The 22930-nt window shown below is 62.0% G+C and carries 19 protein-coding genes; 10 read left to right on the forward strand and 9 right to left on the reverse strand.

The window, feature by feature from the left end; all coding sequences use genetic code 11:
• Positions 1-48: 48 nt before the first annotated feature.
• Positions 49-858, reverse strand: coding sequence for a ParA family protein (locus CQ020_RS04890; protein ID WP_105691061.1), 810 nt, complete (start codon positions 856-858; stop codon positions 49-51).
• 302 nt (positions 859-1160) lie between these two features.
• On the opposite strand from CQ020_RS04890, the gene CQ020_RS04895 reads away from it, so the two are divergent.
• Positions 1161-4556, forward strand: a complete 3396-nt coding sequence (locus CQ020_RS04895; RefSeq protein WP_105690814.1) for a pyruvate carboxylase — start codon at positions 1161-1163, stop codon at positions 4554-4556.
• Between the two features lie 61 nt (positions 4557-4617).
• On the opposite strand, the gene CQ020_RS04900 is transcribed toward CQ020_RS04895, so the two are convergent.
• Positions 4618-6429, reverse strand: coding sequence for a long-chain fatty acid--CoA ligase (locus tag CQ020_RS04900; RefSeq protein ID WP_105690815.1), 1812 nt, complete (start codon positions 6427-6429; stop codon positions 4618-4620).
• 188 nt (positions 6430-6617) lie between these two features.
• Here CQ020_RS04900 and CQ020_RS04905 point away from each other — a divergent pair, with 188 nt between their 5' ends.
• On the forward strand, positions 6618-7676 hold the full coding sequence (locus CQ020_RS04905) for an ROK family protein (RefSeq protein WP_105690816.1): 1059 nt from the start codon (positions 6618-6620) through the stop codon (positions 7674-7676).
• Between the two features lie 3 nt (positions 7677-7679).
• Here CQ020_RS04905 and CQ020_RS04910 read toward each other — a convergent pair whose 3' ends face one another.
• From CQ020_RS04910 to CQ020_RS04920, 3 genes are read right to left on the reverse strand one after another with little or no spacing between them, the layout of a single operon-like run.
• Entirely contained in the window at positions 7680-8234 is a 555-nt protein-coding gene (locus CQ020_RS04910; protein WP_105690817.1) for a hypothetical protein, read from the reverse strand.
• Positions 8221-9024, reverse strand: coding sequence for a carboxylesterase (locus tag CQ020_RS04915; protein ID WP_105690818.1), 804 nt, complete (start codon positions 9022-9024; stop codon positions 8221-8223). The genes CQ020_RS04910 and CQ020_RS04915 overlap by 14 nt, the downstream gene beginning before the upstream one ends.
• Positions 9021-9809: a carboxylesterase gene (locus CQ020_RS04920; RefSeq protein WP_105691062.1), complete on the reverse strand. Its 789-nt coding sequence runs from the start codon at positions 9807-9809 to the stop codon at positions 9021-9023. Before CQ020_RS04920 ends, CQ020_RS04915 begins: the two co-directional genes overlap by 4 nt.
• Before the next feature lie 111 nt (positions 9810-9920).
• Between CQ020_RS04920 and CQ020_RS04925 the strand changes: the two genes are divergently transcribed.
• Together CQ020_RS04925 and CQ020_RS04930 are read left to right on the forward strand one after the other, a co-directional pair.
• Positions 9921-10712: a 1-acyl-sn-glycerol-3-phosphate acyltransferase gene (locus tag CQ020_RS04925; protein WP_105690819.1), complete on the forward strand. Its 792-nt coding sequence runs from the start codon at positions 9921-9923 to the stop codon at positions 10710-10712.
• Positions 10713-10778: 66 nt separating this feature from the next.
• Positions 10779-12182 carry a class II 3-deoxy-7-phosphoheptulonate synthase gene (locus tag CQ020_RS04930; RefSeq protein ID WP_105690820.1) on the forward strand — a complete coding sequence of 468 codons (1404 nt, stop codon included), beginning with the start codon at positions 10779-10781 and terminating at the stop codon, positions 12180-12182.
• A 66-nt stretch (positions 12183-12248) separates the two neighbouring features.
• Here the strand turns inward: CQ020_RS04930 and pknB are convergent, their stop codons facing one another.
• Together pknB and CQ020_RS04940 are read right to left on the reverse strand one after the other, a co-directional pair.
• The gene (gene pknB, locus CQ020_RS04935) at positions 12249-14309 is read right to left on the reverse strand and encodes a Stk1 family PASTA domain-containing Ser/Thr kinase (RefSeq protein WP_105690821.1); all 2061 of its coding nucleotides are present in this window, start codon (positions 14307-14309) and stop codon (positions 12249-12251) included.
• Positions 14310-14384: 75 nt separating this feature from the next.
• Positions 14385-15740 (reverse strand): LysM peptidoglycan-binding domain-containing protein, encoded by a 1356-nt coding sequence (locus tag CQ020_RS04940; RefSeq protein ID WP_105690822.1) that lies wholly within the window; start codon positions 15738-15740, stop codon positions 14385-14387.
• A gap of 258 nt (positions 15741-15998) precedes the next feature.
• Between CQ020_RS04940 and CQ020_RS04945 the strand changes: the two genes are divergently transcribed.
• Complete coding sequence (locus tag CQ020_RS04945; protein ID WP_105690823.1) at positions 15999-16352, forward strand: Rv2175c family DNA-binding protein; 354 nt, start codon at positions 15999-16001, stop codon at positions 16350-16352.
• A 192-nt stretch (positions 16353-16544) separates the two neighbouring features.
• On the opposite strand, the gene CQ020_RS04950 is transcribed toward CQ020_RS04945, so the two are convergent.
• Complete coding sequence (locus CQ020_RS04950; RefSeq protein WP_105690824.1) at positions 16545-17639, reverse strand: polyprenyl synthetase family protein; 1095 nt, start codon at positions 17637-17639, stop codon at positions 16545-16547.
• Positions 17636-18214, reverse strand: coding sequence for a hypothetical protein (locus CQ020_RS04955; RefSeq protein ID WP_105690825.1), 579 nt, complete (start codon positions 18212-18214; stop codon positions 17636-17638). Before CQ020_RS04955 ends, CQ020_RS04950 begins: the two co-directional genes overlap by 4 nt.
• Before the next feature lie 72 nt (positions 18215-18286).
• Here CQ020_RS04955 and dinB point away from each other — a divergent pair, with 72 nt between their 5' ends.
• The 5 genes from dinB (at position 18287) to CQ020_RS04980 (ending at position 22900) form a co-directional block, all read left to right on the forward strand.
• Entirely contained in the window at positions 18287-19549 is a 1263-nt protein-coding gene (gene dinB / locus CQ020_RS04960; protein WP_105690826.1) for a DNA polymerase IV, read from the forward strand.
• Positions 19550-19788: 239 nt separating this feature from the next.
• On the forward strand, positions 19789-20157 hold the full coding sequence (locus CQ020_RS04965) for a DUF3040 domain-containing protein (RefSeq protein WP_024820463.1): 369 nt from the start codon (positions 19789-19791) through the stop codon (positions 20155-20157).
• Between the two features lie 480 nt (positions 20158-20637).
• Positions 20638-21069 carry a division/cell wall cluster transcriptional repressor MraZ gene (mraZ, locus tag CQ020_RS04970; protein WP_105690827.1) on the forward strand — a complete coding sequence of 144 codons (432 nt, stop codon included), beginning with the start codon at positions 20638-20640 and terminating at the stop codon, positions 21067-21069.
• Positions 21070-21206: 137 nt separating this feature from the next.
• The gene (rsmH, locus tag CQ020_RS04975; protein ID WP_105690828.1) at positions 21207-22235 is read left to right on the forward strand and encodes a 16S rRNA (cytosine(1402)-N(4))-methyltransferase RsmH; all 1029 of its coding nucleotides are present in this window, start codon (positions 21207-21209) and stop codon (positions 22233-22235) included.
• Complete coding sequence (locus CQ020_RS04980) at positions 22232-22900, forward strand: hypothetical protein (protein ID WP_105690829.1); 669 nt, start codon at positions 22232-22234, stop codon at positions 22898-22900. The genes rsmH and CQ020_RS04980 overlap by 4 nt, the downstream gene beginning before the upstream one ends.
• The last annotated feature ends 30 nt before the right edge of the window (positions 22901-22930 follow it).

Consider the following 22930-nt stretch of genomic DNA (forward strand, 5'->3'; position numbering starts at 1 on the left):
CTGCAGGGAGGAGGCCTTCTTCTTGCCTGGTGTGCGTTGGTGTCGGCGCTAACGCTGGCGACGGTCGCGCAGGGAGGATTGTCCGGCCAGCAGGCTCTCGAGCAGCGCATCGAAGAGTTTGGCGGCGTTCTTCGCCGAGTCTCCGGGCCAATGGTGGACCGAATGGGCTGCGCCCTGGATCTGCTGCCAGTTGGCTTGCTCGGGAATGTGCGGGGTCAGCAGCAGCTCGCCGAACATGGATTCCATCTCCGCCAAGCGGAAAGTGTGCTCAGCGGATCCGGTGCGTACTCTGTTGGCCACAATGCCCGCCGGAGCCAGGTTGGGGGCGAACTCCTGCCGGAACAGTTGAATGGCGCGCATGGTGCGTTCCGTCCCGGCCACAGAGAAGAGCCCTGGCTCGGCCACGAGTACCACGCGGTCGCTGGCGCTCCACGCCATGCGCGTCAGTCCGTTGAGTGAGGGTGGGCAGTCAACGAGGACGAGCTCGTAGTTGGCAGTGCCTGCCAGCACTGCGGAAAGCCTGCGGAGGTCGCGCCGGCCCAAATCGGGGCGGTCATAAATTCCCGTGAAGGCCGAACCGACTGCAACGTCCAAGGTGCCGTTGCTTGCGCCGTTGGACACCCAGCTGCTGCCGGCAACATTGCCAGGCAGATTGGCTTTTCGGGGGCTTTTCAGCATCCTGCCGATGTCTAGTTGTCCGCCTGGTTGAACGCCAAGGGCCGTGGTGGCGTCGGCGTGCGGATCGAGATCCACCACCAAGGTGGAAATACCGGCTGCGAGGGCCGCGGACGCCAGACCGGTGGTCACGGACGTCTTTCCCACTCCACCTTTGAGGCTGCTGATGCTGACTACTTGCACTTGAAAACCCAAAACCTAACGCCGGTTGCCGTATCGCGCTGATTCGCTCCGGAAGCACCGGAGCCGGGGCTTGCCGAAGCCCCCTCAACATCATATGGTGCATCGCGGCTGATTCCCGCTTTCTACGCGCCAGGCCGGCGGGGATACCGCGGGGCAATAGCACGCCGCTTGGTCGCGCGCACGCATATACAGCCCACATGACGATTCCTTTGTGATGGTTGCCACAAAGATTTGTGTTTGATGCTGGCGGCACTACACACTGTGACCACCGACCGATCCACCCGCAATGATGCAGGAGAAGTATGTTTTCGAAAATTCTGGTGGCCAATCGCGGCGAAATCGCGATCAGGGCGTTTCGCGCTGGTTATGAACTGGGCGCCAAGACCGTAGCCGTCTTTCCGCATGAGGACCGTAACTCGATCCACCGGCAGAAGGCCGACGAAGCCTACCTGATCGGCGAGGTGGGCCATCCCGTCCGCGCCTACCTGGACGTAGAGGAGGTTGTCCGCGTCGCCAAAGAAGCCGGCGCTGACGCCATTTACCCAGGCTATGGCTTCCTCTCCGAGAACCCGGACCTCGCCCGTGCTGCCAAGGCAGCAGGAATTACCTTTGTGGGTCCGCCCGCGGAGGTCCTGGAGCTCGCAGGCAACAAGGTTGCCGCGTTGGAGGCCGCGCGTAAGGCAGGCGTCCCTGTCCTGAAGTCGAGCAAGCCCTCCAAGGACCTTGACGAGCTTATTGCCGCAGCTGACGAGGTCGGCTTCCCGATCTTCGCCAAGGCCGTCGCCGGTGGCGGTGGCCGCGGTATGCGCCGCGTGGAGACCCGCGAAGCCCTTCCTGAAGCTTTGCAGTCCGCCATGCGGGAAGCTGATGCAGCCTTTGGCGATCCCACCATGTTCCTCGAGCAGGCAGTCCTGCGTCCCCGCCACATCGAAGTGCAGATCCTGGCTGACGCCGAAGGCAACGTCATGCACCTCTTCGAGCGCGACTGTTCGCTGCAGCGCCGTCACCAGAAAGTGGTGGAAATCGCGCCTGCACCCAACCTGGATGAGAATATCCGCCAGGCTCTTTATCGGGATGCGGTGGCCTTCGCCAAGGCCCTGAACTACGTCAACGCCGGAACCGTGGAGTTCCTGGTGGACACAGAGGGCGAGCGGGCCGGTCAGCACGTCTTCATTGAGATGAATCCCCGCATCCAGGTTGAGCACACCGTCACTGAGGAAATCACCGATGTGGACCTCGTGCAGGCGCAGATGCGTATCGCTTCAGGGGAAACCCTTGCGGACCTGGGGCTGAGCCAGGAATCGGTGTCCATCAAGGGCGCTGCCCTCCAGTGCCGTATCACCACCGAAGACCCTGCCAATGGCTTCCGCCCCGACGTTGGAAAGATCACCGGCTACCGTTCCGCCGGTGGCGCCGGTGTCAGGCTCGACGGCGGCACGGTCTACTCGGGTGCCGAGATCAGCCCGCACTTCGATTCCATGCTGGTGAAGCTGACCTGCCGTGGTCGTGACTACCCCGCGGCTGTTGCCCGTGCGCGTCGTGGCCTGGCCGAGTTCCGTATCCGTGGCGTGTCCACCAACATTCCGTTCCTTCAAGCAGTACTCGCGGACCCGGACTTCAACGCCGGAAACGTGGCCACGGACTTCATCGACAAGCGCCCTGAGCTGCTTAAGTCGCACATCTCCGCCGACCGCGGAACCAAGCTGCTGACTTGGCTCGCCGAGGTGACCGTGAACAAGCCGAACGGCGAGCTCAAGGTCCATTCCGATCCCGCCAGCAAGCTGCCCGCGATCGACGGGCCGGTTCCCGCATCGGGTTCCCGCCAGAAGTTGATTGAACTTGGGCCGGAAGGCTTCGCGAAGGCGCTTCGTGAGCAGCAAGCACTCGCCGTTACGGACACCACCTTCCGTGACGCACACCAGTCGCTGCTGGCAACACGTGTCCGTACCCGCGACCTCGTAGCTGCCGGTCCCGCAGTCACTGCCCTTATGCCGGAACTGCTGTCCGTGGAGGCCTGGGGCGGTGCAACGTACGACGTCGCGCTCCGCTTCCTCGGTGAGGACCCCTGGGACCGTTTGGCTGCTTTGCGCAAGGCGTTGCCGAACACCTGCATCCAGATGCTGCTCCGTGGTCGCAACACTGTGGGTTACACCCCGTACCCGGAAGAAGTGACGGAGGCCTTCGTCAACGAGGCCGCTGCTACGGGCATCGACATCTTCCGTATCTTTGACGCGCTCAACGACGTCAACCAGATGGCCCCCGCCATCCGCGCCGTACGGGCCACCGGGACGGCCGTTGCGGAAGTTGCCCTTTGCTACACCGGCAACCTTCTGGACCCCAACGAGGACCTGTACACCCTCGACTACTACTTGGACCTCGCCCAGAAGATCGTCGACGCCGGTGCGCACATCCTGGCCATCAAGGACATGGCAGGCCTCCTGCGTCCGGCCGCTGCCGCGAAGTTGGTGTCGGCGCTCCGTGAGCGCTTCGACCTCCCCGTGCATCTGCACACGCACGACACCGCGGGCGGTCAGCTTGCCACCTTGCTTGCAGCAGTCGACGCAGGCGTGGACGCTGTTGATGTGGCAGCGGCTTCCCTGGCCGGCACCACCAGCCAGCCTGCCGCCTCTGCCTTGGTTGCCGCCTTGGCCAACACGCCTCGCGATACGGGCCTCAACTTGGCCAACGTGGGCGCGCTCGAGCCCTACTGGGAAGCTGTGCGCAGGGTTTATGCCCCCTTCGAATCCGGTCTCCCGGGTCCCACCGGACGCGTCTACCAGCATGAAATCCCCGGTGGCCAGCTGTCCAACCTTCGCCAACAGGCCATCGCCTTGGGTCTCGGTGAGCAGTTTGAGGCCATCGAGGACATGTACACGGCGGCTGACCGTATCCTTGGACGCTTGGTAAAGGTCACGCCGTCTTCCAAAGTTGTGGGCGACCTGGCGTTGCACCTGGTCGGACTCAATGCCGATCCCGCGGACTTCAACGAGAACCCGCAGAACTACGACATCCCGGATTCCGTCATCGGCTTCCTCTCCGGCGAACTCGGTGATCCTCCCGGAGGCTGGCCCGAGCCGTTCCGCACCAAGGCCCTTCAGGGCCGCAGCATCAAGGTGCGCGACGTCGAGATCAGTGCCGAGGACAGCGCTGCGCTGAAGGGTGATTCCAAGACCCGGCAGCACACGTTGAACCGCTTGCTCTTCGCAGGACCCACCAAGGATTACCTGAAGAGCGTGGACACCTACGGAAACATCTCAGTGCTGGATACCCGTGACTACCTTTACGGGCTGCAACAGGGCGAAGAGCACGTCATCGAGTTGGAGAAGGGCGTCCGCCTCATTGCCCAGCTTGAGGCTGTTTCAGAAGCCGATGAGAAGGGCATGCGCACCGTGATGTGCACGCTTAACGGCCAGTCCCGGCCGGTTGTTGTCCGTGACCGTTCGGTGGTCAGCAACGTCAAGGCAGCTGAGAAGGCAGATCCGGCACAGCCGGGTCAGGTTGCGGCACCGTTTGCAGGGGCAGTTACGGTGACGGTCAAGGTAGGCGACGCAGTCAACGCAGGCGACACCGTGGCCACCATTGAGGCGATGAAGATGGAGGCGTCCATCACGACGCCGGTGGCGGGCACTGTCTCACGCCTCGCCATCTCTTCTGTGGAGCAGGTCCAAGGCGGCGACTTGCTGCTGGTGATCGGCTAGTCGAACACGCAAAAGTACCCCGTCCGGAATCCGGACGGGGTACTTTTTTGATTCCCGCTCGCTAGGAAGGGCGGGGTGCTGTGTACATTTCCTCAATGACGGCGTCGAAGTCCTTCATGACCTGCGCACGCTTGACCTTGAGGGACGGTGTCAGGTGGCCTGAGGCTTCAGTGAAGTCCGCCGGGACGATCCTGAAGGACTTGATGGCCTCTGCCTGGGAGACGGACTGGTTGGCCTTGCTGATGAGCTCCTGGACAGCGGCCTTCACTACGGCATGGTCAGTGGCTTCTGCAACCGTGGTGCCTGCGGATAGTCCGTGCCGGTCCAGCCAGCCCGGGAGCGCTTCTTCATCCAGGGTGACCAAAGCACCGATGAACGGACGGTTGTCGCCCACCACCAGAACCTGGGAAACCAGGGCATCGGCGCGGATCTGGTCCTCCAATAGAGCAGGAACAACGTTCTTCCCGCTTGCGGTAACAATGATTTCCTTCTTGCGGCCAGTGATCTTGAGGAAGCCGTTACTGTCCAGTTCGCCGATGTCACCGGTGCGGAACCAGCCGTCAACAAACGTTTCCGCCGTCAGGTCATCTCGGTTGTAATAGCCGCGCATCACGCAGACGCCCTTGGCGAGGATTTCGCCGTCGTCGGCGATCTTCACCGAGTTGCCCGGCAACGGGGCGCCGACGGTGCCGATCCTGATCATGGAGGGGGTGTTTACCGAGATGGGGGCAGTGGTCTCAGTGAGGCCGTAGCCCTCCAGGATCTGCAAGCCGATGCCTTGGAAGAAGTGGCCCAGGCGTTCACCCAACGGGCCGCCACCGGAGACGGCGTGTGCCACCTGGCCGCCCATGGCAGCGCGGAGCTTCCCATAGACGAGTTTGTCGAACACGGCATGCTTGAGCTTCAAACCAAAGCCCAGCGAACCGGCCTCGCGTGCCTTGGAGTAGGCGATCGCGGTATCTACCGCCCGGTGGAAGATGGCCCCCTTGCCGCCGTCCTCGGCCTTGGTCAGTGCCGAGTTGTACACCTTCTCGAAGACCCGGGGTACAGCCAGGATGAACGTCGGCTGGAAGCTCTGGAGGTCGGCCAGCAGATTCTTGATGTCCGGAGTATGTGCCACCTGGACGCCGCCGGCCACGGCCAGCACCGAAATAAAGCGTGCGAAGACGTGGGCCAGGGGGAGGAACATGATGGTCTTGCCCGATTCGTTAATGATCTCGGGCAACGAAGCACGGGCATTTTCGGACAGTTCCACAAAGTTCCCGTGCGTCAGTTCGCAGCCTTTGGGCCTGCCAGTGGTGCCGGAAGTGTAGATGATGGTGGCGAGGTCCTTGAGGCCGGCCGCAGAACGGCGGGACTCGAGTTCGTCGTCGGGGACGCCGGCGCCTGCACTACGCAGGGCGTCGAGTCCGGCTCCCTCAAGCTGCCAGACGTTGGCCACGGACGTGATGTCCTCCGCGGCCACGGCCTGGCGGATGATGTCCTCGTGGTGAGCCGCTTCGCCGAACGCAGCCACAGCGCCGGAGTCACCGAGGTTCCATGCCACTTGCGAAGGGGACGACGTTTCGTAGATCGGGACCGAAACGGCTCCGGCAAACCAAATGGCAAAGTCCACAAGGGACCACTCGTAGCGGGTGCGGGACATGATGCCCACGCGGTCGCCGGCAGCAACACCACTGGCGATGAGGCCTTTAGCCAACGCCCTCACATCCTCAAGGAAGTCCTTGGCGCGGATGTCCTGCCACTGCCCATTCCCGTCCAGCTTGGAGAACAATGCAGGGTTGGATGCTTTTTCCGCCTCGCGGATCACGAAGTCCGTGATGTTGGTTTCCGGGGCGATGTTCACGAGGGGAGGAACACTTATTTCACGCACGGGTAGCTCCTTTGATATCCACGGGCCACGAGGGGCTGCTTTCACTCTAGTATGCCCGCTCGAGCTGGTGTGTTCTATTTCACCTACTGGCGAGTAACTTTACGGATCAGCAGTCATTTCAAGCAAATGCAGGCCTTCTGCACCATGCAATGCCGATGCCGCTCTGCCCTGCGGAATAAGATGATGGGATGCCCGCACTACGGTCCAGTTTCCTGGTCAGACCCAAGCCCCCGGCCTCGGCGTGGAGGGATGTGCCTTGGGCTGCCCGACGAAGCCACTTAGGCCGCCGCGGCCTGGCGATCGGGATTGACATTGGCGGCACCAAAGTAGCCGCAGGGGTAGTGGACGCTGAGGGCCGGGTCCTCGCCGAAGCCCGTAGGTCCACGCCGGGCGCTGACCCCCGTGCCGTCGAACAGACCATCGTGGAACTCGTGAACGAACTCAGTGCGGGCCACCGGATCGCTACAGTGGGAATCGGCGCCGCAGGATGGATGGACCTCGACGGCGGCACGGTGCTGTTCAGCCCGCACCTGGCCTGGCGCAACGAGCCCCTCAGGGACAGCCTGCAGAAGTTACTCAGGCGTCCGGTCCTCCTGACCAATGACGCCGACGCCGCGGCGTGGGCGGAATGGCGCTTTGGCGCGGGCCAGGGCGAAAGTCGCCTCGTATGCATCACGTTGGGCACCGGAATTGGCGGAGCCATGGTCATGGATGGCCGGGTGGAGCGTGGACGCTACGGCGTGGCCGGGGAATTCGGACACCAGATCATTTTCCCCGGGGGACACCGTTGCGAATGCGGTAACCGCGGATGCTGGGAACAGTACGCCTCAGGCAACGCCCTGGGGCGGGAAGCCAGGCAACTGGTACGAACCAATTCCCCGGCAGGTTGCGCACTGTTGGAAAAGGCGGGCGGGACTGCAGAGAATCTGTCCGGGGCGGCCGTGACCTCGCTGGCGCTCGCGGGAGATGCCACTTCGCGGGAACTCATTGCCGACCAAGGCGAATGGCTGGGGCTGGGGTTGGCCAACCTCGCGGCCGCACTGGATCCCGGGATGTTCGTCATCGGTGGAGGGCTGTGCGATGCGGGGGAGTTGCTTGCCGCGCCGGCCCGCGAGTCATTCGCAAGGAACCTGACCGGGCGGGGTTTCCGGCCCATGGCGAGGATAGAACTCGCGGCACTCGGTCCGCGTGCCGGGATGATCGGCGCGGCAGACCTGTCCCGTGTCAGCGGCCGGGCGCGAAGCTAGCAGCTAGAGTCGGGCGCCGTCGTCGTCCTCATTCTTTTCCTGGGGAAGACGCATGATGAGGTACACCACCGAAGCCACGAATACAGCCACGATGCCCAGTGTGGCCGTTAATGGTGCAGACCTCCACAGCATGGCGGTGAAGAGCAGGGCGATAGGTCCGCCCACCGCACCAACCCATGCCAGCATGACCAACGGCTCAGTTCCCGCCAAGCTCGGGGGCTCTTCGGGAATGAAGGTGTGGTCCTCGTCCTCAACTTCAAAGTCTCGGGGTCCGGACGGCCTGCCGGAGGCCTCGGCGTCTGCACGGGCTGCTCCCGCATCAGAATCCGGTTCCTGTGCCGGGGTGGAGAGGCCCAGCGGATCAAAGTCCTTGAAGCTCCGGGCACGCCCGGGCCGTAGATGCCGCGCTGCAGAGTCTTGGCCCCCGGCGCCTTCCTCAGGAATCTCCCCGGCCGGGCCTGACTGCGTGCCCTCCAAGCGGGCCACAAGATCCAGCCACACGGCGTCGTCGTCTTTGTTGGCGCTTTGATCAGCTGAATTGGGATCAGGCCTGTTCATGGGCTGTGTCCTTTTCGGAGGAAGGCGCGTGCCCGGCCAAGGCCGCTACGGTCTTCTGGATGAACTCGACGGACCCGGCAAAAATTTCCGGCGCATCATTATCCATGGTTGCTACGTGGCGGCTGTTGTGGAGATAGCTGACATCCACCGGTGCCTTTACCCGGGAACGCAGGAGCTCCAGGCTCGCGTTCGAGATCACGTTGTCCACCGTTGACTTATAGACCCGCACGGGTGAGCTGATGCGGGGCAGGATCGCAGCCGTATCTTTGTACATCTTCTTCAACTGGTGAGCGGCTGCGACGGGTGTGCGGGCGTAGGCGCCCTCGTCCTGGTCCGGTTTGAGGATGTCATTGGCAATCGAAGGGGTGGTTTTCACTACGTACTTGAGCGCAGCGACGATCACAGCCCGGGGATCGTCAAGGACCAGTCCCGGGTTCACCACCACTGTTCCTGCTACAGGACGCGTGGCTGCGATCCTCAAGGCCAACGTTCCACCCATGGACAAGCCCGCAGAGAAAACGTAATCGCACTCGGAAGCCAGCTCGAGGTAAGCATCGTCAACGGCACGGTGCCACTCGCGCCACGAGCGGTTGGCCATGTCCTGCCACGACGTTCCGTGCCCAGGCAGCAGAGGCAGCCTGACGGCATAGCCGGCTGCGGCAAGGTGTTGGGCCCACGGCCTGACGCTGTGGGGGCTTCCAGTGAACCCGTGGGACAGGACCACGCCTACGCGCGGCCCAACCCCCTTCCAGCTGCTATGGAACGGCGAGAAATCCGGGAGCATTTTCATGATGACTCTGAGGCTACTCTGTCACCGGCGTGCTGACGGAAAAAATGGGCCGATTCTTCAAAAATGGTGGGTGCATCAACGTCCAAGGTGGCCACATGCCCGCTGTGGGGAAGGGTGACGACTTTCAGACGGGAGGATGAGATGTACTTGCTGATGGTGGCCACGGAACTGGGTGGGATGACACCATCCACCGAGGACTTGAACACCAGGGCGGGAGCCTCAACGTGGGGTAAACCCCTGGTGGCCGCACGGAAGAGCTTCTTCAGTTCATGCACCGACTGCAGTGGCGTCTTGGAATAGTCTCCGGTTTCAGCGGTGGCCGGGGCTGGTGAGTCCTCCTCTATGGGAGTGGTGGTCCGCATGACGTACTTGAGGGCGCCCACATATTTCACCCTGCGGTCATAGAAGCTCAGGCCCGGGTTGACCAGAACCAGCCCGGGAACATCGTGCAGTGAGGCCACCCGAAGGGCAAGTGCACCTCCCATGGACAGTCCTGCGACAAAACAACGCTCGGTCTTGCCGGCGAGGTCAAGGTAGCTCTGCTCGAAGGTCCGGTACCAGTCCTGCCATCGCGTGGTAGCGAGATCCTGCCAGCTGGTGCCGTGGCCGGGGAGGAGAGGTACGGAAACAGCAAATCCCTGGGAGGCCAAGTACTCAGCCCAGGGGAGCATGCTGAGCGGGCTTCCTGTGAAGCCATGGCAGATCGCCACGCCCGTGGAGGCATTGGGTCCATGCCCCTCATGGTGGAATGCGAGGGGCACAGCAGGTGAAGGGCGTTCCGTCATGTGTCCCATCGTGTCACTCTTCCGGACATTTCTCACTGGAGTAGGGTTGCTGTTGAGTGCCGGCCGGGTTGCCCGGATGCATGCCAACCATTCGGCCGTGAGAGGACAAAAGTGTTCTATTGGGTCATGAAGAGGATCTTTCTTGGTCCCATCCTCAAGCTCTTGTTCCGTCCCTGGGTGAAGGGACTGGACAACGTTCCCGAAAACGGCGCCGCCATCCTCGCGTCCAACCACTTGTCCTTCTCGGACTCCATTTTCCTGCCCCTGATGGTTCACCGCCCCGTGATCTTCCTGGCCAAGTCCGAGTACTTCACAGGAAAAGGGCTCAAAGGCCGGCTCACTGCCCTGTTTTTCCGGTTGAGCAACCAATTGCCCATGGACCGTTCGGGCGGCGCGGCCTCGGAAATGTCGCTGCAGGCCGGCAAAGATGTCTTGAACTCCGGTGGCCTGCTGGGGATCTATCCGGAAGGCACGCGCAGTCCGGACGCCAGGCTCTACCGAGGAAAAGTGGGCGTGGCCAGGCTGGCTCTGCAGACACGCGTCCCTGTGGTGCCTGTGGCCATGATCGGTACGGAGAAAGTTCAGCCCATCGGTAAACGGCTCCCCAACATCCGCCGGATCGGGCTCATTTTTGGGCAGCCCTTGGACTTTAGCCGTTACTACGGCACGGAGGACGACCGCTTGATCCAGAGGGCCGTGACCGATGAAATCATGTACGAGTTGATGCGGCTTTCCGGCCAGGAATACGTGGATGAGTACGCCGCCGTGGTCAAGGCCCAGTTGGCCGGCAAAGGCCCGGAACCAGTCCACAAGATTGAGGTTGCCGAGGAGGCTGCCGCAGACATTGCTGAAGACAGGGACGAGCCCCGGAGTGAGGGGACTGGATCAACGGGGAAACTGTGACGCAGGCGGCGGCATCGGTTACGGCTGCAGTCCCGCAACCTTGCCGCGGGCTACTACTCTTGAAGGGTGACTGAGCTAACCGCGAACACCGCACCCTCCGCAGCAGATCCTCTTGCCAGTACCGCCCAGAGCGGCGCGGCAAATTACCCCGGGCTCGACGCCTGGCGGGACCTGCCGATTTCCCAGCAGCCCACGTGGTCCAACTCTGAAGTCTTCAAGGCTTCCGTCAAGGAACTCTCCGTGGTGCCGCCCCTGGTCTTCGCCGGTGAAGTGGACGTCCTGAGGGAGCGCCTCGCGGCTGCTGCCCAGGGCAAGGCCTTCCTGCTGCAGGGCGGCGACTGCGCTGAGACTTTTGAGGCCGCTACTGCGGACAGAATCAGTGCCCGGGTCAAGACAATCCTCCAGATGGCAGTGGTCCTCACGTACGGCGCTGCCATGCCCGTCATCAAGATGGGGCGGATGGCCGGACAGTTCGCGAAGCCGCGTTCCTCCAATGACGAGACCCGCGATGGCGTGACGCTTCCGGCGTACCGCGGCGACATCGTCAATGGTTACGACTTCACCCCGGAATCCCGCGCTCACGACGCCGGCCGGATGCTGAAGGCCTATCACACCTCCGCGTCCACGCTGAACCTCATCCGTGCGTTTACCCAGGGCGGCTTTGCGGATCTTCGCCTCGTTCACCAGTGGAACAAGGGGTTTACCGAGAACCCGGCACATGCACGCTACGAATCCCTGGCGCGGGACATCGACCGTGCCATCAGCTTCATGGATTCCTGCGGTGCTGACTTCGAAGCACTCAAGCGCGTGGAGTTCTTCGCCAGCCACGAGGCCCTGCTGCTCGACTACGAACGCGCACTGACCCGCATCGATTCGCGGACCGGACTGCCTTACGACACCTCCGCGCACTTCCTGTGGATCGGCGAGCGGACCCGCGAACTGGACCACGCCCACGTGGACTTCCTGTCCCGGGTTCGGAACCCCATCGGCGTCAAGCTTGGCCCCACCACCAGCGGTGATGACGCCCTGCGCCTCATTGACAAACTGGACCCCAACCGCGAACCGGGCCGCCTCACGTTCATCACCCGCATGGGCGCAGGCAACATCCGCGAGAAGCTGCCAGCCGTCGTCGAGCGCGTTACTGCATCCGGCGCGCAGGTGCTGTGGGTGACTGACCCGATGCACGGCAACACCGTGACCTCGCCGAACGGTTACAAGACGCGCAACTTCGATGACGTCATTGATGAGGTGCGTGGCTTCTTCGAGGTCCACCAAGCTTTGGGCACGGTACCTGGTGGCCTCCACGTTGAAATGACCGGGGATGACGTTGCTGAGTGCCTGGGTGGTGCTGATCCCATCGACCAGGACGCCTTCCTGGATCGCTATGAGTCGGTGTGCGATCCCCGCCTCAACCACATGCAGTCCCTTGAGATGGCATTCCTCGTGGCCGGAGCCCTCTCCAAGAAGTAGAGGTACGTACAACAAAAGGCGCGGTCCGGATTCTTCGGGCCGCGCCTTTTGTTGTGGTTGAAATTGCTAGACGACCGTCAGTGTCACCACTGAGTCTTCCGGTACCTCGGCATTCACAGGATTCTGGTCGCGGACGGTGCCGAAGAACCCGCCCAGGACTTTATTCACCTCAACTTTGAAACCCAGTTTTTTCAACTCCCTTTCAGCTTCGGCGGCCTGCTTGCCGATGAAACTGGGGACCTTCACCAACTTGGGTCCCTTGGACACCGTGAGCGTCACAGCTTCGCCCCGGATAAGCGTGCCGTTGGCCGGCAGCTGGGAGACGACAGCGCCCTTGGGAACCGTCTTGTCATTGACCGTCTCCGGAGCGATCACGGCCTTCAGACCGGCGTCCTGGAGCGCCTTCACTGCGGCATCCTGCGCCAGTCCACGTACGTCGGGAACAGGGATGGGCTGGGGCCCCTTGGAGACCACCAGCGATACCGGGGTGCCATGCCTGACTTCGGTGCCTTTGGCCGGGTCCTGGGAAATCACGACGCCGGCCGGAACCTTTTCGTCGAAAGCTTGCGTGACGTTGCCTAGAGCCATCTCGGCTGCATTCAAGGCAATCTTGGCTTCGTCCAAAGTGCCACCGGCTAAACCGGACAAGGGGAAAAGCTGGGCGCCCTTGGAAACGAAAAGTGTGATGGGCTGGAACTTCCGGACTTCGGCGCCGGATTCGGGTTCGGTCCCAACGGCCAGCCCTGCAAGGATGTCGTCGTCGAAAACGTCCTGCGGTTCAGAGTTGAAACCGGCAGTGCGGAGAAGCTGCTGGGCTTCGGCAACGGTTTTGTTCTTGACGTCGGGCACGGTCCCCGGGGATCCGGGGCCCATCCCGAAGAACCAACCAGCCGATGCCGCAAGTGTGGCCAGGAGAACGATCACGATGGTCCAGATGATGCCACGGCGGCGGGGGTTCCCCTCGCGTAGCGGGCGACTCGGCGTTGCTGCGGCCCGGGCGCGGTCCTTGCTCTCCTGCCGTTCAAGTCTTTTCAGTTCCCGCTTGCCGGGCTGGCGCGTGTCCTGATTCACGGGAGCAACGGCGGCGCTTTGCGGCCTGCCTGGACCACCCGCAGCCATGATGGTGGTGGGGTTGCTCTGCTGGGAGATCAGTTCCGTAGGCGACGCTGCTGTGGCCAGGGCTTCGGTGGGGTTGGCATCCGGACTGCCAGGTTCGGTGGTTGCCGCACCAGCCAAGGAAGAACCTGCCGGCCGGGAGGATGCTTGTTTGCGGTCCAATTCCTCGTCCGTCAGGGTGGTGCGTATGTGGCGGAGTTCGGTCAGCAGCGCAGCGCCATCCACCGGCCTGTTCTCCGCGTCCACCGCAGTGCACCACTGCACCAGTTCATCAAGATCCTCTGCCAGGCCTGGAGCAGCATCCGAGGGGCGTCCCACCACGGCATTGACGTGCTGGTAGGCAACCTGGATGGGGGAGTCTCCCGCGTAGGGCTGTTTGCCCGTCAACATTTCGTAGAGCATGATGCCGGCTGAGTAAATGTCGCTGCGGGCATCTGCGGGCTGGCCGAGGACAAGCTCGGGAGCCAAATAAGCCACTGTGCCTATCAGGGCGCCGGTGCTGGTGTTGGCAGAGATGGCCCTGGCCAGGCCGAAGTCTCCCACTTTGATGCGTCCGTCGTCAGCTATGAGGACGTTCTCAGGCTTGACGTCGCGATGAATCAGACCTGAGCGGTGCGCGGCAGCCAGACCCTCTATCACGGGATCGATCAAGGCCAAGGCAAGGCGTGGGGGCAACGGGCCCTGCTCGCTCAGGGTGTCACGAAGGGTGTGACCTTTGACGTACTCCATGACCAGGTAGGCAACAGGGCCGTCCTCGCCTTGGTCGAGCACGCCTACGATGTGCGGGTGTGAGAGACTCGCGGCCGCTTTGGCTTCGCGGCTTAGACGCTCCAGGAATGTGGGGTCGTTGGCCAAATGCGGGTGCAGGACTTTGAGGGCCACGTCGCGCTCCAGGCGCTGGTCCGTGGCCAGGTAAACAGTGGACATTCCGCCCCTCGCCAGGCGGGAACGGACCGTGTACCGGCCGTCCACGGTGGTTCCGATGAGGTGGTCCTTCGTTTCTTGCACCATACGATCCTAAACGAGGCAGGGAAGGGGCCCGAATCCACGCGGGATGCGGGCCCCTTCCGAGGTGCAGCTGAAGGCCTAGCCGAAGGTGCGCTGGCGTGCCTTGATCGATTCGACGTAGCGCTTGGTGTCGTCGTACATGCCGTACTTGCTGACGGAATACTGGCCTTGGTAGTACCCGGCGATTGCCGTGTCCAGGTCCTTGCTGGTGGCGATCAGCGTCCGAATGATGGCCACACCTGCCGTGGCATTGTCATAGGGGTCCAGGAGGTTGAGCTTGCGGCCCACCAGATCGGAAGCCCACTGTCCGGAAGAGGGGATGACCTGCATGGTGCCGATGGCATTGGCAGGGGAGACGGCGCGCTGGTCGAAGCCGGACTCCTGCTCGGCGAAGGCCAAAGCCAGGGACGGGCTCACTCCCATGCGCCGGGCGGTGTCCGCCACGATGCTCTTCATTTCGGCGCGGCTGGGCACCGGTGAAGCGTTGAGCAGGGCCTTGTTCTCGTTGGCGGAGCTGACAACTGCCGGCGGGTACGTGAAGCCGAGGAACGTGCTGGGAACCAACGGCTTGGTCTCGCCAACCGGCTGCAGGCCGGCGCCGGGGATGGTGAGCTTCTGGCCCGGGTAGATGACCGTGGTGGCCGTGACGTTGTTATTGGCGGCCATCAACGCAGCGAGCGAAACCCCGTGGCGGGAAGCAATGGAACTTAGGGTGTCGCCTGCCTTGATGGTGTAGGAGCCCGTGCCGGCCAAAGGGGCAGGTGCCGGCGCCGGGGCGGCCGGCGCTGTGGGTGCTGATGGCGCGGATCCACCACTGACCTTGATCTTCTGGCCGGGATAGATGATGGAGCTTCCGTTCAGCCCGTTCCAGCTGAAGATGCTGGACAACGGTACGCCGTGCTTGGCTGCAATGGCGCCCAGGGTATCTCCGGGGACCACGGTGTAGACGCTTGCGCTGCTGGGGGCGCTCGGTGCACTGGGGGCAGCGGGTGCTGCCGGGGCTGGCTTCGCCGGTGCTGCCGGGGCTGTGCCCGTGAGTTTGATGGTCTGACCCGGGTAGATCAGGGTGGTGGCAGAAAGCTTGTTCAGCTGAAGAACTGCCGTTGTGTCCAGGTTGAAGCGGCGCGCGATGGCGCTGATGGTGTCCCCGCGGACAATCGTGTAGCTGTCCGGTACGGACGGAGCCATGGGGCGCAGAGTGGTAGGAATGGTGGCTGCCACCGCATTGGCAGGAATGACAGAGCCCACGTTCACTGCTTGTGCCTTCATGGCCGCGGCGAGCGTGGCGGGGATCTTTCGCGGCTGCGGTGCCGGTGTTGCCATGGAGGGTTGGGCCAGGGCAAGCGAGGACAAAACCACGGCGGGAAGCGCAGCCGTGGTTGCCGCGATAACCGGCATGCTCATGGTTCGTTTCGGCGAACGGGGCGTCGTCATGGAATGTGTCCTCATCTCAAACAGCGGGGGCGATTGTTAGCGCTGTTGTCAGTGTTACCAATGTTGCTGATGTTATCAATGATGCAAATGTGATCAGTGTGAATCTCTCACACTTAGTCGATCAACACAACAATTCCTGTCAAACCCAACAAATAGGCACAATTGATGCGGACAAAGAGGCCATTGAAATGAGGCCCGGAGGAACCGGCCCCGGACTTCGGCTAGGCGTGGGGCGGGGCGGCGTGGCAACCTTGTTCCGTGAGTAATGTAGAAAGCCTTGTTTCCGACTGGCTGCCGCTGCCGGATGTCGCCGAACTTTTGGAAGTTTCCATCACCAAAGTCCACGGACTTCTGGACGAGCGTGCGCTTGTCGCCATCAGGCAGGGAGCGCGGAACATCCGCTCAATCCCGGCCCTCTTTGTCCAGGACGGACATGTTGTAGACAGCTTGAAGGGAACCATTGCGGTTCTCGGCGATGCCGGTTACAGCGACGAAGAATTGATTGTCTGGCTTTTCACCCCGGACGAGTCACTGCGGGGGCGTCCCATTGACGCCCTGCGCGAGGGGCGTAAGACGGAGATCAGGCGTCGCGCCCAGTCTTTGGCCTGGTAACGTCCCTGGCTTAATAAAAGCGCCTCCAGCGGGAGGCCGCGGAGAACTTAAAAAACGCGGACGACGGCGGTGACTCACCGCCGTCGTCGTCGCAGGTGCTCCAGGGGCCGGAATAATCTCTCTGGCACGCTACACAAGGGCTAAGGGCTAAGGGCTAAGGGCTAAGGGCTAAGGCAGGCCTGGGCCCCAGGTTCAGGCCGCCCGGCTGACAGCGGCTTCCGCCAGGTGACGCAATGCCACCAGTGGCAGCTCCTCAAGGGAAAGGCGTTCAAGAGCGTCAAACGCTCTGTTGCTTAGCTCGCCGATCAAAGACTCCGTGGCTTCCAAAGCGCCGCACTCAATGATGATGCGCCGTATTTCAGCTACCTCATCCTCCGCCAGGAGGGGGTTCCCCAGCATCTGGTCCAAGTAATCTGCCTCGGCCCGGGGTGCTTGATTAATGGCAAACCCCACCAATACCGTTCGCTTGCCTTCCCTAAGATCATCCCCTGCGGGCTTTCCGGTGGTTTCCGGATCCCCAAAGACACCCAGGACGTCATCCCGCATCTGGAATGCCTCGCCCAGCGGCAAGGAGAATTCCGAGTAGCCCTGCATCAGGGCGGCGGATGCACCGGCCAGTGCGCCACCCAACGCCAGCGGGTGCTCGGTGGAGTACTTGGCGGATTTGTATCGGATGATGGATTTTGCCCGGGCCACAGATCCGGCCCGGTCACGTACGGGGCCAGCTACTTCTTCCAGGATGTCGAGGTACTGACCGGCCATCACTTCTGCGCGCATCACGTTGAAGATGCGCCGTGCAGGGCTTCCCGCTGCTGCCCGGGGGCCGATTTCCGTAAAGGACTCCTCGCTGAAGGAGAGGCAGAGATCGCCGGTCAGGATGGCTGCCGCATCCCCAAAACGCCCGCTGTCCAAAGCCCAACCATTCACTTCATGGAGCTGGCTGAAGCGCTTGTGCACGCTTGGACCCCCGCGGCGGGTGTCCGAGCGGTCAATAATGTCATCGTGGATCAGGGCGGCTGCCTGGAAGAGCTCGAGAGCGCACCCGGCGGTGACGATGTCCAGGTTGTCGGCAGGGCCTCCGGCACCTCTCCAGCCCCAGTAGCACATCAGTGCCCGAAGGCGTTTACCGCCCGTGACAAGATGCGAGATCGATCCAATGAGCGGCTCAACGTCCGGAGACACAGAAGCCATGAGTTCCTGTTGCGCGGACAAGAACCCGTTCAATTTGCCGGCGACACCGCCAATGAACTGTGCCTGCTCCGAGCTAACGAGTGCATCGGCAGTCACTTGACGGACCCGGCCGCCACGTTCGCTCCGATAGTGAACGTTGAGACGCCTTCCTTTTGCCTGACCGAAACATTCACCGTTTCACCGTCACCACGGATGAAGTCCAAGGAAGTGACATTCCCAACAGCGGATGGTCCCGGGACGAGTTTGAAGCCCTGGGCCTCCATGGAGGTCTTGTAGTAGTCCACAACCCCCTCTGGTGGGGCTTTGACGGTTCCGACGAGAGCAACGGTGGCTACTGCTGCGCTTTTGTCCACACTGCTTGAACGAATGGACGTGTTGGGCATAACGGGTATGAGCTGCGCAGGAAAACCAGGGACCAGTGCATTTACCGTGGCAGTGGCATCGGGTGCCGGAGCGGGTGTTTCGGTGAACGTGGTGGTTTCAGGTGAGGCTGTGGAACCCGAAGCGGAGGACGATGGTGTTGGAGTCGCTTGGGTGGACGTCGAAGCAGTACCTGATGTGGACGGTGCTGCCGATCCGCCGGGCGATGGTGTGCACGCTGACGCCGCCAAAGCGACACTGACTGCGAGCAGGGCAAACCCTCGCGATTGAGGAGTTCCAAAGAGCTTCACAGGGTATCCTTCCTGGGGCTGAGCCGGACTTTGCCTCCAGTTTAGTCAGTGGCCGGGCATAGTATTGCCGATGTGAGGCAGGAAGCATTCGGTGGCGCTCAAAGCGCAGGCAGCAAGCCGCCCCGCAGTGCCGTTGATGCGCTGCGGGAAATGCGGCGAACCAGCATACTTCACGTGGATATGGACGCCTTCTTCGTCTCCGTGGAGCTGCGCAGCCGCCCCGAACTCCGAGGCAAGCCGGTCATTGTCGGATTCCCGGCGGAGCGGTCCGTGGTGCTCTCCGCTTCCTACGAGGCCCGGGCCACAGGCGTGAAGTCCGCCATGCCGATGTCCATAGCCATGAGGCGGTGTCCATCGGCCGTGATCATCAACCCACGGCACAAAGAGTATTATGAGGTCTCCGCCCGGCTGATGGAGATTTTTGCCTCTATTACCGACCTCGTTGAGCCGTTGAGCGTGGACGAGGCCTTCCTGGATGTGAGCGGCGCAATTCGTCGTCTGGGCTCACCGATGGACATCGGCCACCTCATTCGCCGCCGGGTTCAGTCGGAACTTGGCATTACGGCATCCGTAGGGATCGCCAGCACCAAATTTGTGGCCAAGATCGCATCAACAAGGTGCAAACCTGATGGCATTCTCCAGATCGATGCCGAGGACTCCGTCCCTTACCTCCACACTCTTCCGGTAGGCGCCTTGTGGGGGGTTGGCGGAAAGACGGCCGAAGTCTTGTCCCGTCTGGGCATCCGTACCGTTGCCGACGTCGCAGCAACGCCGCTGGCATCGCTCAAAAAGGTCCTGGGAGCAAGCGGTGAACATGTTCACCGCTTGTCCATGGGTATTGACCCGCGGCCTGTAACTCCAGCCAGGCTTGAGAAAAGCATCGGGGCGGAGGAGACGTTCTCCATCGATACAGGGGACGAAGCATTACTGCACAGGGAACTGCTGCGTCTCTCGCACCGTACCGCCATCCGGCTCAGGAGCTCAGGCATGCTGGCCAGGACTGTGGCATTGAAGCTGCGGTACTCGGACTTCTCAGCAGTCACACGAAGCCGCACGGTTCAGACTCCCGTGGACAGCGCGCAATTGATCTACCAGGTGGCCGTGCAACTCCTTGAATCCTTGGGCAGCCGATCCATGAGCGTCCGGTTGGTGGGGGTGCGGGCCGAACAATTGGAACCAGCTGGCCAGACGTCCCTGCAATTGAGCCTTGATCGGCGGGACGATAACTGGCGGGCGGCGGAACAGGCGCTGGACCGGGTCTCCGAGCGTTTCGGGTCCAAAACGCTCCTTCCAGCGCGGTTGCTGGAGCCCGGGAAGCCCGCAACGGACACCTGACGCGCACACGGTTTCCCGCCAGGGCTCAGGGCGTCTTTCAGAACGGCGTCGGACAAACTATCCTATTTATTACAGAGATTTAGATCGTCTGGACAAACTGTTTCCTGAACAGTCGGCCCCGAGATGCCCGCTGAACCAAGAGGGGATTTTTGGGGAACGATTTTCTTGGTCCGATCGTTTTGGAAACAGACGCACAGAAAGCGTTATGTCCAGACGCTGGCTGACTAAAGGAGGTCGCGATGCCCCTCTCGGAGCATGAACAGAAGCTGCTTGAGCAACTTGAAAAGCAACTTCATGAGGACGATCCGAAGTTCGCCAACACCATGGGTTCGGATCCCATCCGCAGCTGGTCTACCCGGCATGTGATCATAGGTGTGCTTGGTGCCATTGCCGGCATCCTTCTCCTGCTCGTAGGAGTATCACTGCAGGCGATACCTGTGGGTGTCCTCGGTTTCGTCGTCATGGGTGCTGGCGTCTATTTCGCTACATTGCGTGGCGCGGCCTTCGGCAAAGCCAATAAAGGGAAACCCGGCAAGAGCAAACCCAAGAGTTCGTTCATGAGCAGCCTGGAAGAACGCTGGGACGAACGGCGTCGGGACGACCACTGACAGTCCACTTCGGATCAAATGGCCGGCAGCCCCGGCCCCTCCTGAGTCAACCATGCCCCTGAGGTTTCACGGGACATAACGAAAGACCCGCGCTGCGGGTCTTTTCGCATTTAAGGGCAGGGATCCACCAGCGGGAAGTGCCTGTCATTTCACCCGTCACTGGCCCACCTCCGGGTCCTCCACTTTCCACCCCTTTCCCCGCTTTCCCCTTCTTGTTCTGGATCGGGCCTGGCATTGCAGGCTCCGGAGCACGAAATCGGGGACCCTGCTGCGGACGAACCTGCCCTGTCGCATCGGCTCCTCCACTTTCCGCCACTACCCAAAAACCGCGTGATTTCAGGCCGGATGATTCTCAAAGTGGTGGAGAAACGCCATGCGGTGCGTTGACTGGGGGGCATTGTGGAGTAAAGTGGAGCACATAAGAGGGTAGTGGCAGTGTTGGGAATGTGCGGGCACCTTGATTGAGGGGCGGTGGGGCCAGTGTTTCTGGGTACTCACTCGCCGCGTCTCGATGAAAAGGGCCGGATCATCCTTCCAGCCAAGTTCCGCGAGGAACTTGCCGATGGATTGGTTCTCACCAGAGGCCAGGAACGCTGCATCTACGTCTTCAGTCAGAAGGAATTCGAGCGCATCCACGAGTCGATGCGGGAGGCACCACTGTCTTCCAAACAGGCGCGTGACTACATTCGAGTCTTCCTGTCTGGAGCCTCTGATGAGGTACCTGACAAGCAGGGGCGCGTGACGATTCCGCCGGCGCTCCGGACTTACGCAGGGCTTGGACGGGAATTGGCAGTCATAGGAGCCGGTACCCGGGCCGAGATCTGGGACGCCGAAGCTTGGAATGAATACCTCGATGAGAAGGAAGCAGCCTTCTCGGAAACGGATGACGACAATCTCCCCGGGTTCATCTGACCCCGGTTGGAGGAAGCCGCAGTCCAGCTTCTTGAATGGGATCTCCAGCCGCCCATCGAACTGTCTTCCTGGCTCAACTTCCCCTGAGCCAGGCGGCGGCCGATAGGCGCGGATGGGGATCCGATTCAAGAATCAGCATGTCAGCGATTGAGGAAAGAGGAGGCAGCGTGGAAGAGCAGGACGCGGCAAAGCCCACATCGGAGCGCCACGTGCCCGTCCTGAAAGACCGCTGCATCAATCTGCTCGCTCCCGGCTTTGAAGCTGCCAGGAAACGCGGCGATACCCCGGTCGCCATCGATGCCACGTTGGGTATGGGTGGACACTCCGAGGCAATGCTGCAGCGTTTCCCGGATCTTCACCTGGTGGGCATCGACCGCGACGAGGAAGCTTTGGCCCTGGCCGGCGCCAGATTGGAACCCTTCTCAGACCGTACTGACCTTGTTCACGCTGTCTATGACGAGATTGAGGACGTCCTGCTGGACCTTGGCATATCCGAAGTCCATGGCATTCTCATGGACCTTGGAGTCTCCTCCCTGCAGCTCGATGAGCGCGAGCGGGGCTTCGCTTACTCGTATGACGCCCCTTTGGATATGCGCATGGACACCAGCCGCGGCCAAACCGCGGCCGATGTGGTCAATAACTACACCGAAGACGAGCTGGTGCGCATCATCCGCAAATGGGGCGAAGAGAAGTTCGCCGGACGGATCGCCAACCGGATCGTCAATGCCCGCACGGAGAAGCCCTTTGCAACCACGGGGGAGCTCGTAGAGCAGATCCGCAGCGTTGTCCCTGCCGCTGCAGCCAAGAGTGGCGGACACCCCGCCAAGCGCACCTTCCAGGCGTTGCGGATTGAGGTTAACGAAGAACTGGATGTCCTGGAACGCGCAGTTCCGGCAGCAGTGGCCGCGACGGCCATGGGCGGTCGGATCGTGGTCATGTCCTACCACTCGCTGGAGGACAAGATTGTGAAGTCAGTTTTCCAATCAGGTTCCAAATCGTCGGCGCCACTTGGCTTCCCGGTGGAGCTTGAAGAACACAAACCCGAATTGAAGACCATCACCAAGGGCACGGAAGTGCCTACGGCAGCAGAAATCGCTGAAAATCCCCGCGCGGCGTCTGCCCGGCTCAGGGCAGTGGAGCGTATCAAACCGAGGAGAGACGCATGAGCAACGCCGCAGCGAAGACTTTGCCCTCCACGGTGGGCAGCGCCGCCCGTAGCCTTTCTGCGCCCGCGGAAAGGGCCGAGCCCGCGCGCAAGGCCCGTACGCCACTGTCGCTGGTACGCAGTGCCCCGGGCAAGAGAAGGACGCCGTTCGTTGTCCTTTGCTTTGTGGCGATGGCGGCCGCACTCCTGACGGTCCTTGTACTGAACATCTCCGTGTCCACTGCGCAGTATCAGTTGGTGCAGCTGAAAGCGGAGGCTGCCACGCTGAACAAGGAAAACCAGGACCTGACACAGAAAAAGCAGAACTACGAAGCTCCGCAGAACCTGGCCGCGAAGGCTGCAGAATTGGGAATGGTTGCTTCCACAGTCAAGGGTCAGATCGATCTGAACACCATGGCAGTGACCGGTAAGGCATCACCGGCGGTTAAGGGTGATAACCCCGGTGCCCTGCTTGCTCCTCCGGCCGTTGAGGGGTTGATCGATGTGGTTCCGTCGGTGACTACCAAGGACCCGTTGGAAAGCCGCAAGCCGGAGGCAACTCCGGCGGCCCCGGCTGCAACGCCGACTACCCCGGCTGCAACACTGGCATCCCCTGCGGCCGCCCCACCCGTTGAGCTCCACGGGGGATCGGTACCGGCACCCCAGCAAAAGGCTCCAGGGCAGTAGATCGTCAAACCACCGAAGCAGGGCCAGCAG

The organism is Arthrobacter sp. MYb23 (assembly GCF_002979775.1).
In the GTDB taxonomy this organism is placed as follows: domain Bacteria; phylum Actinomycetota; class Actinomycetes; order Actinomycetales; family Micrococcaceae; genus Arthrobacter.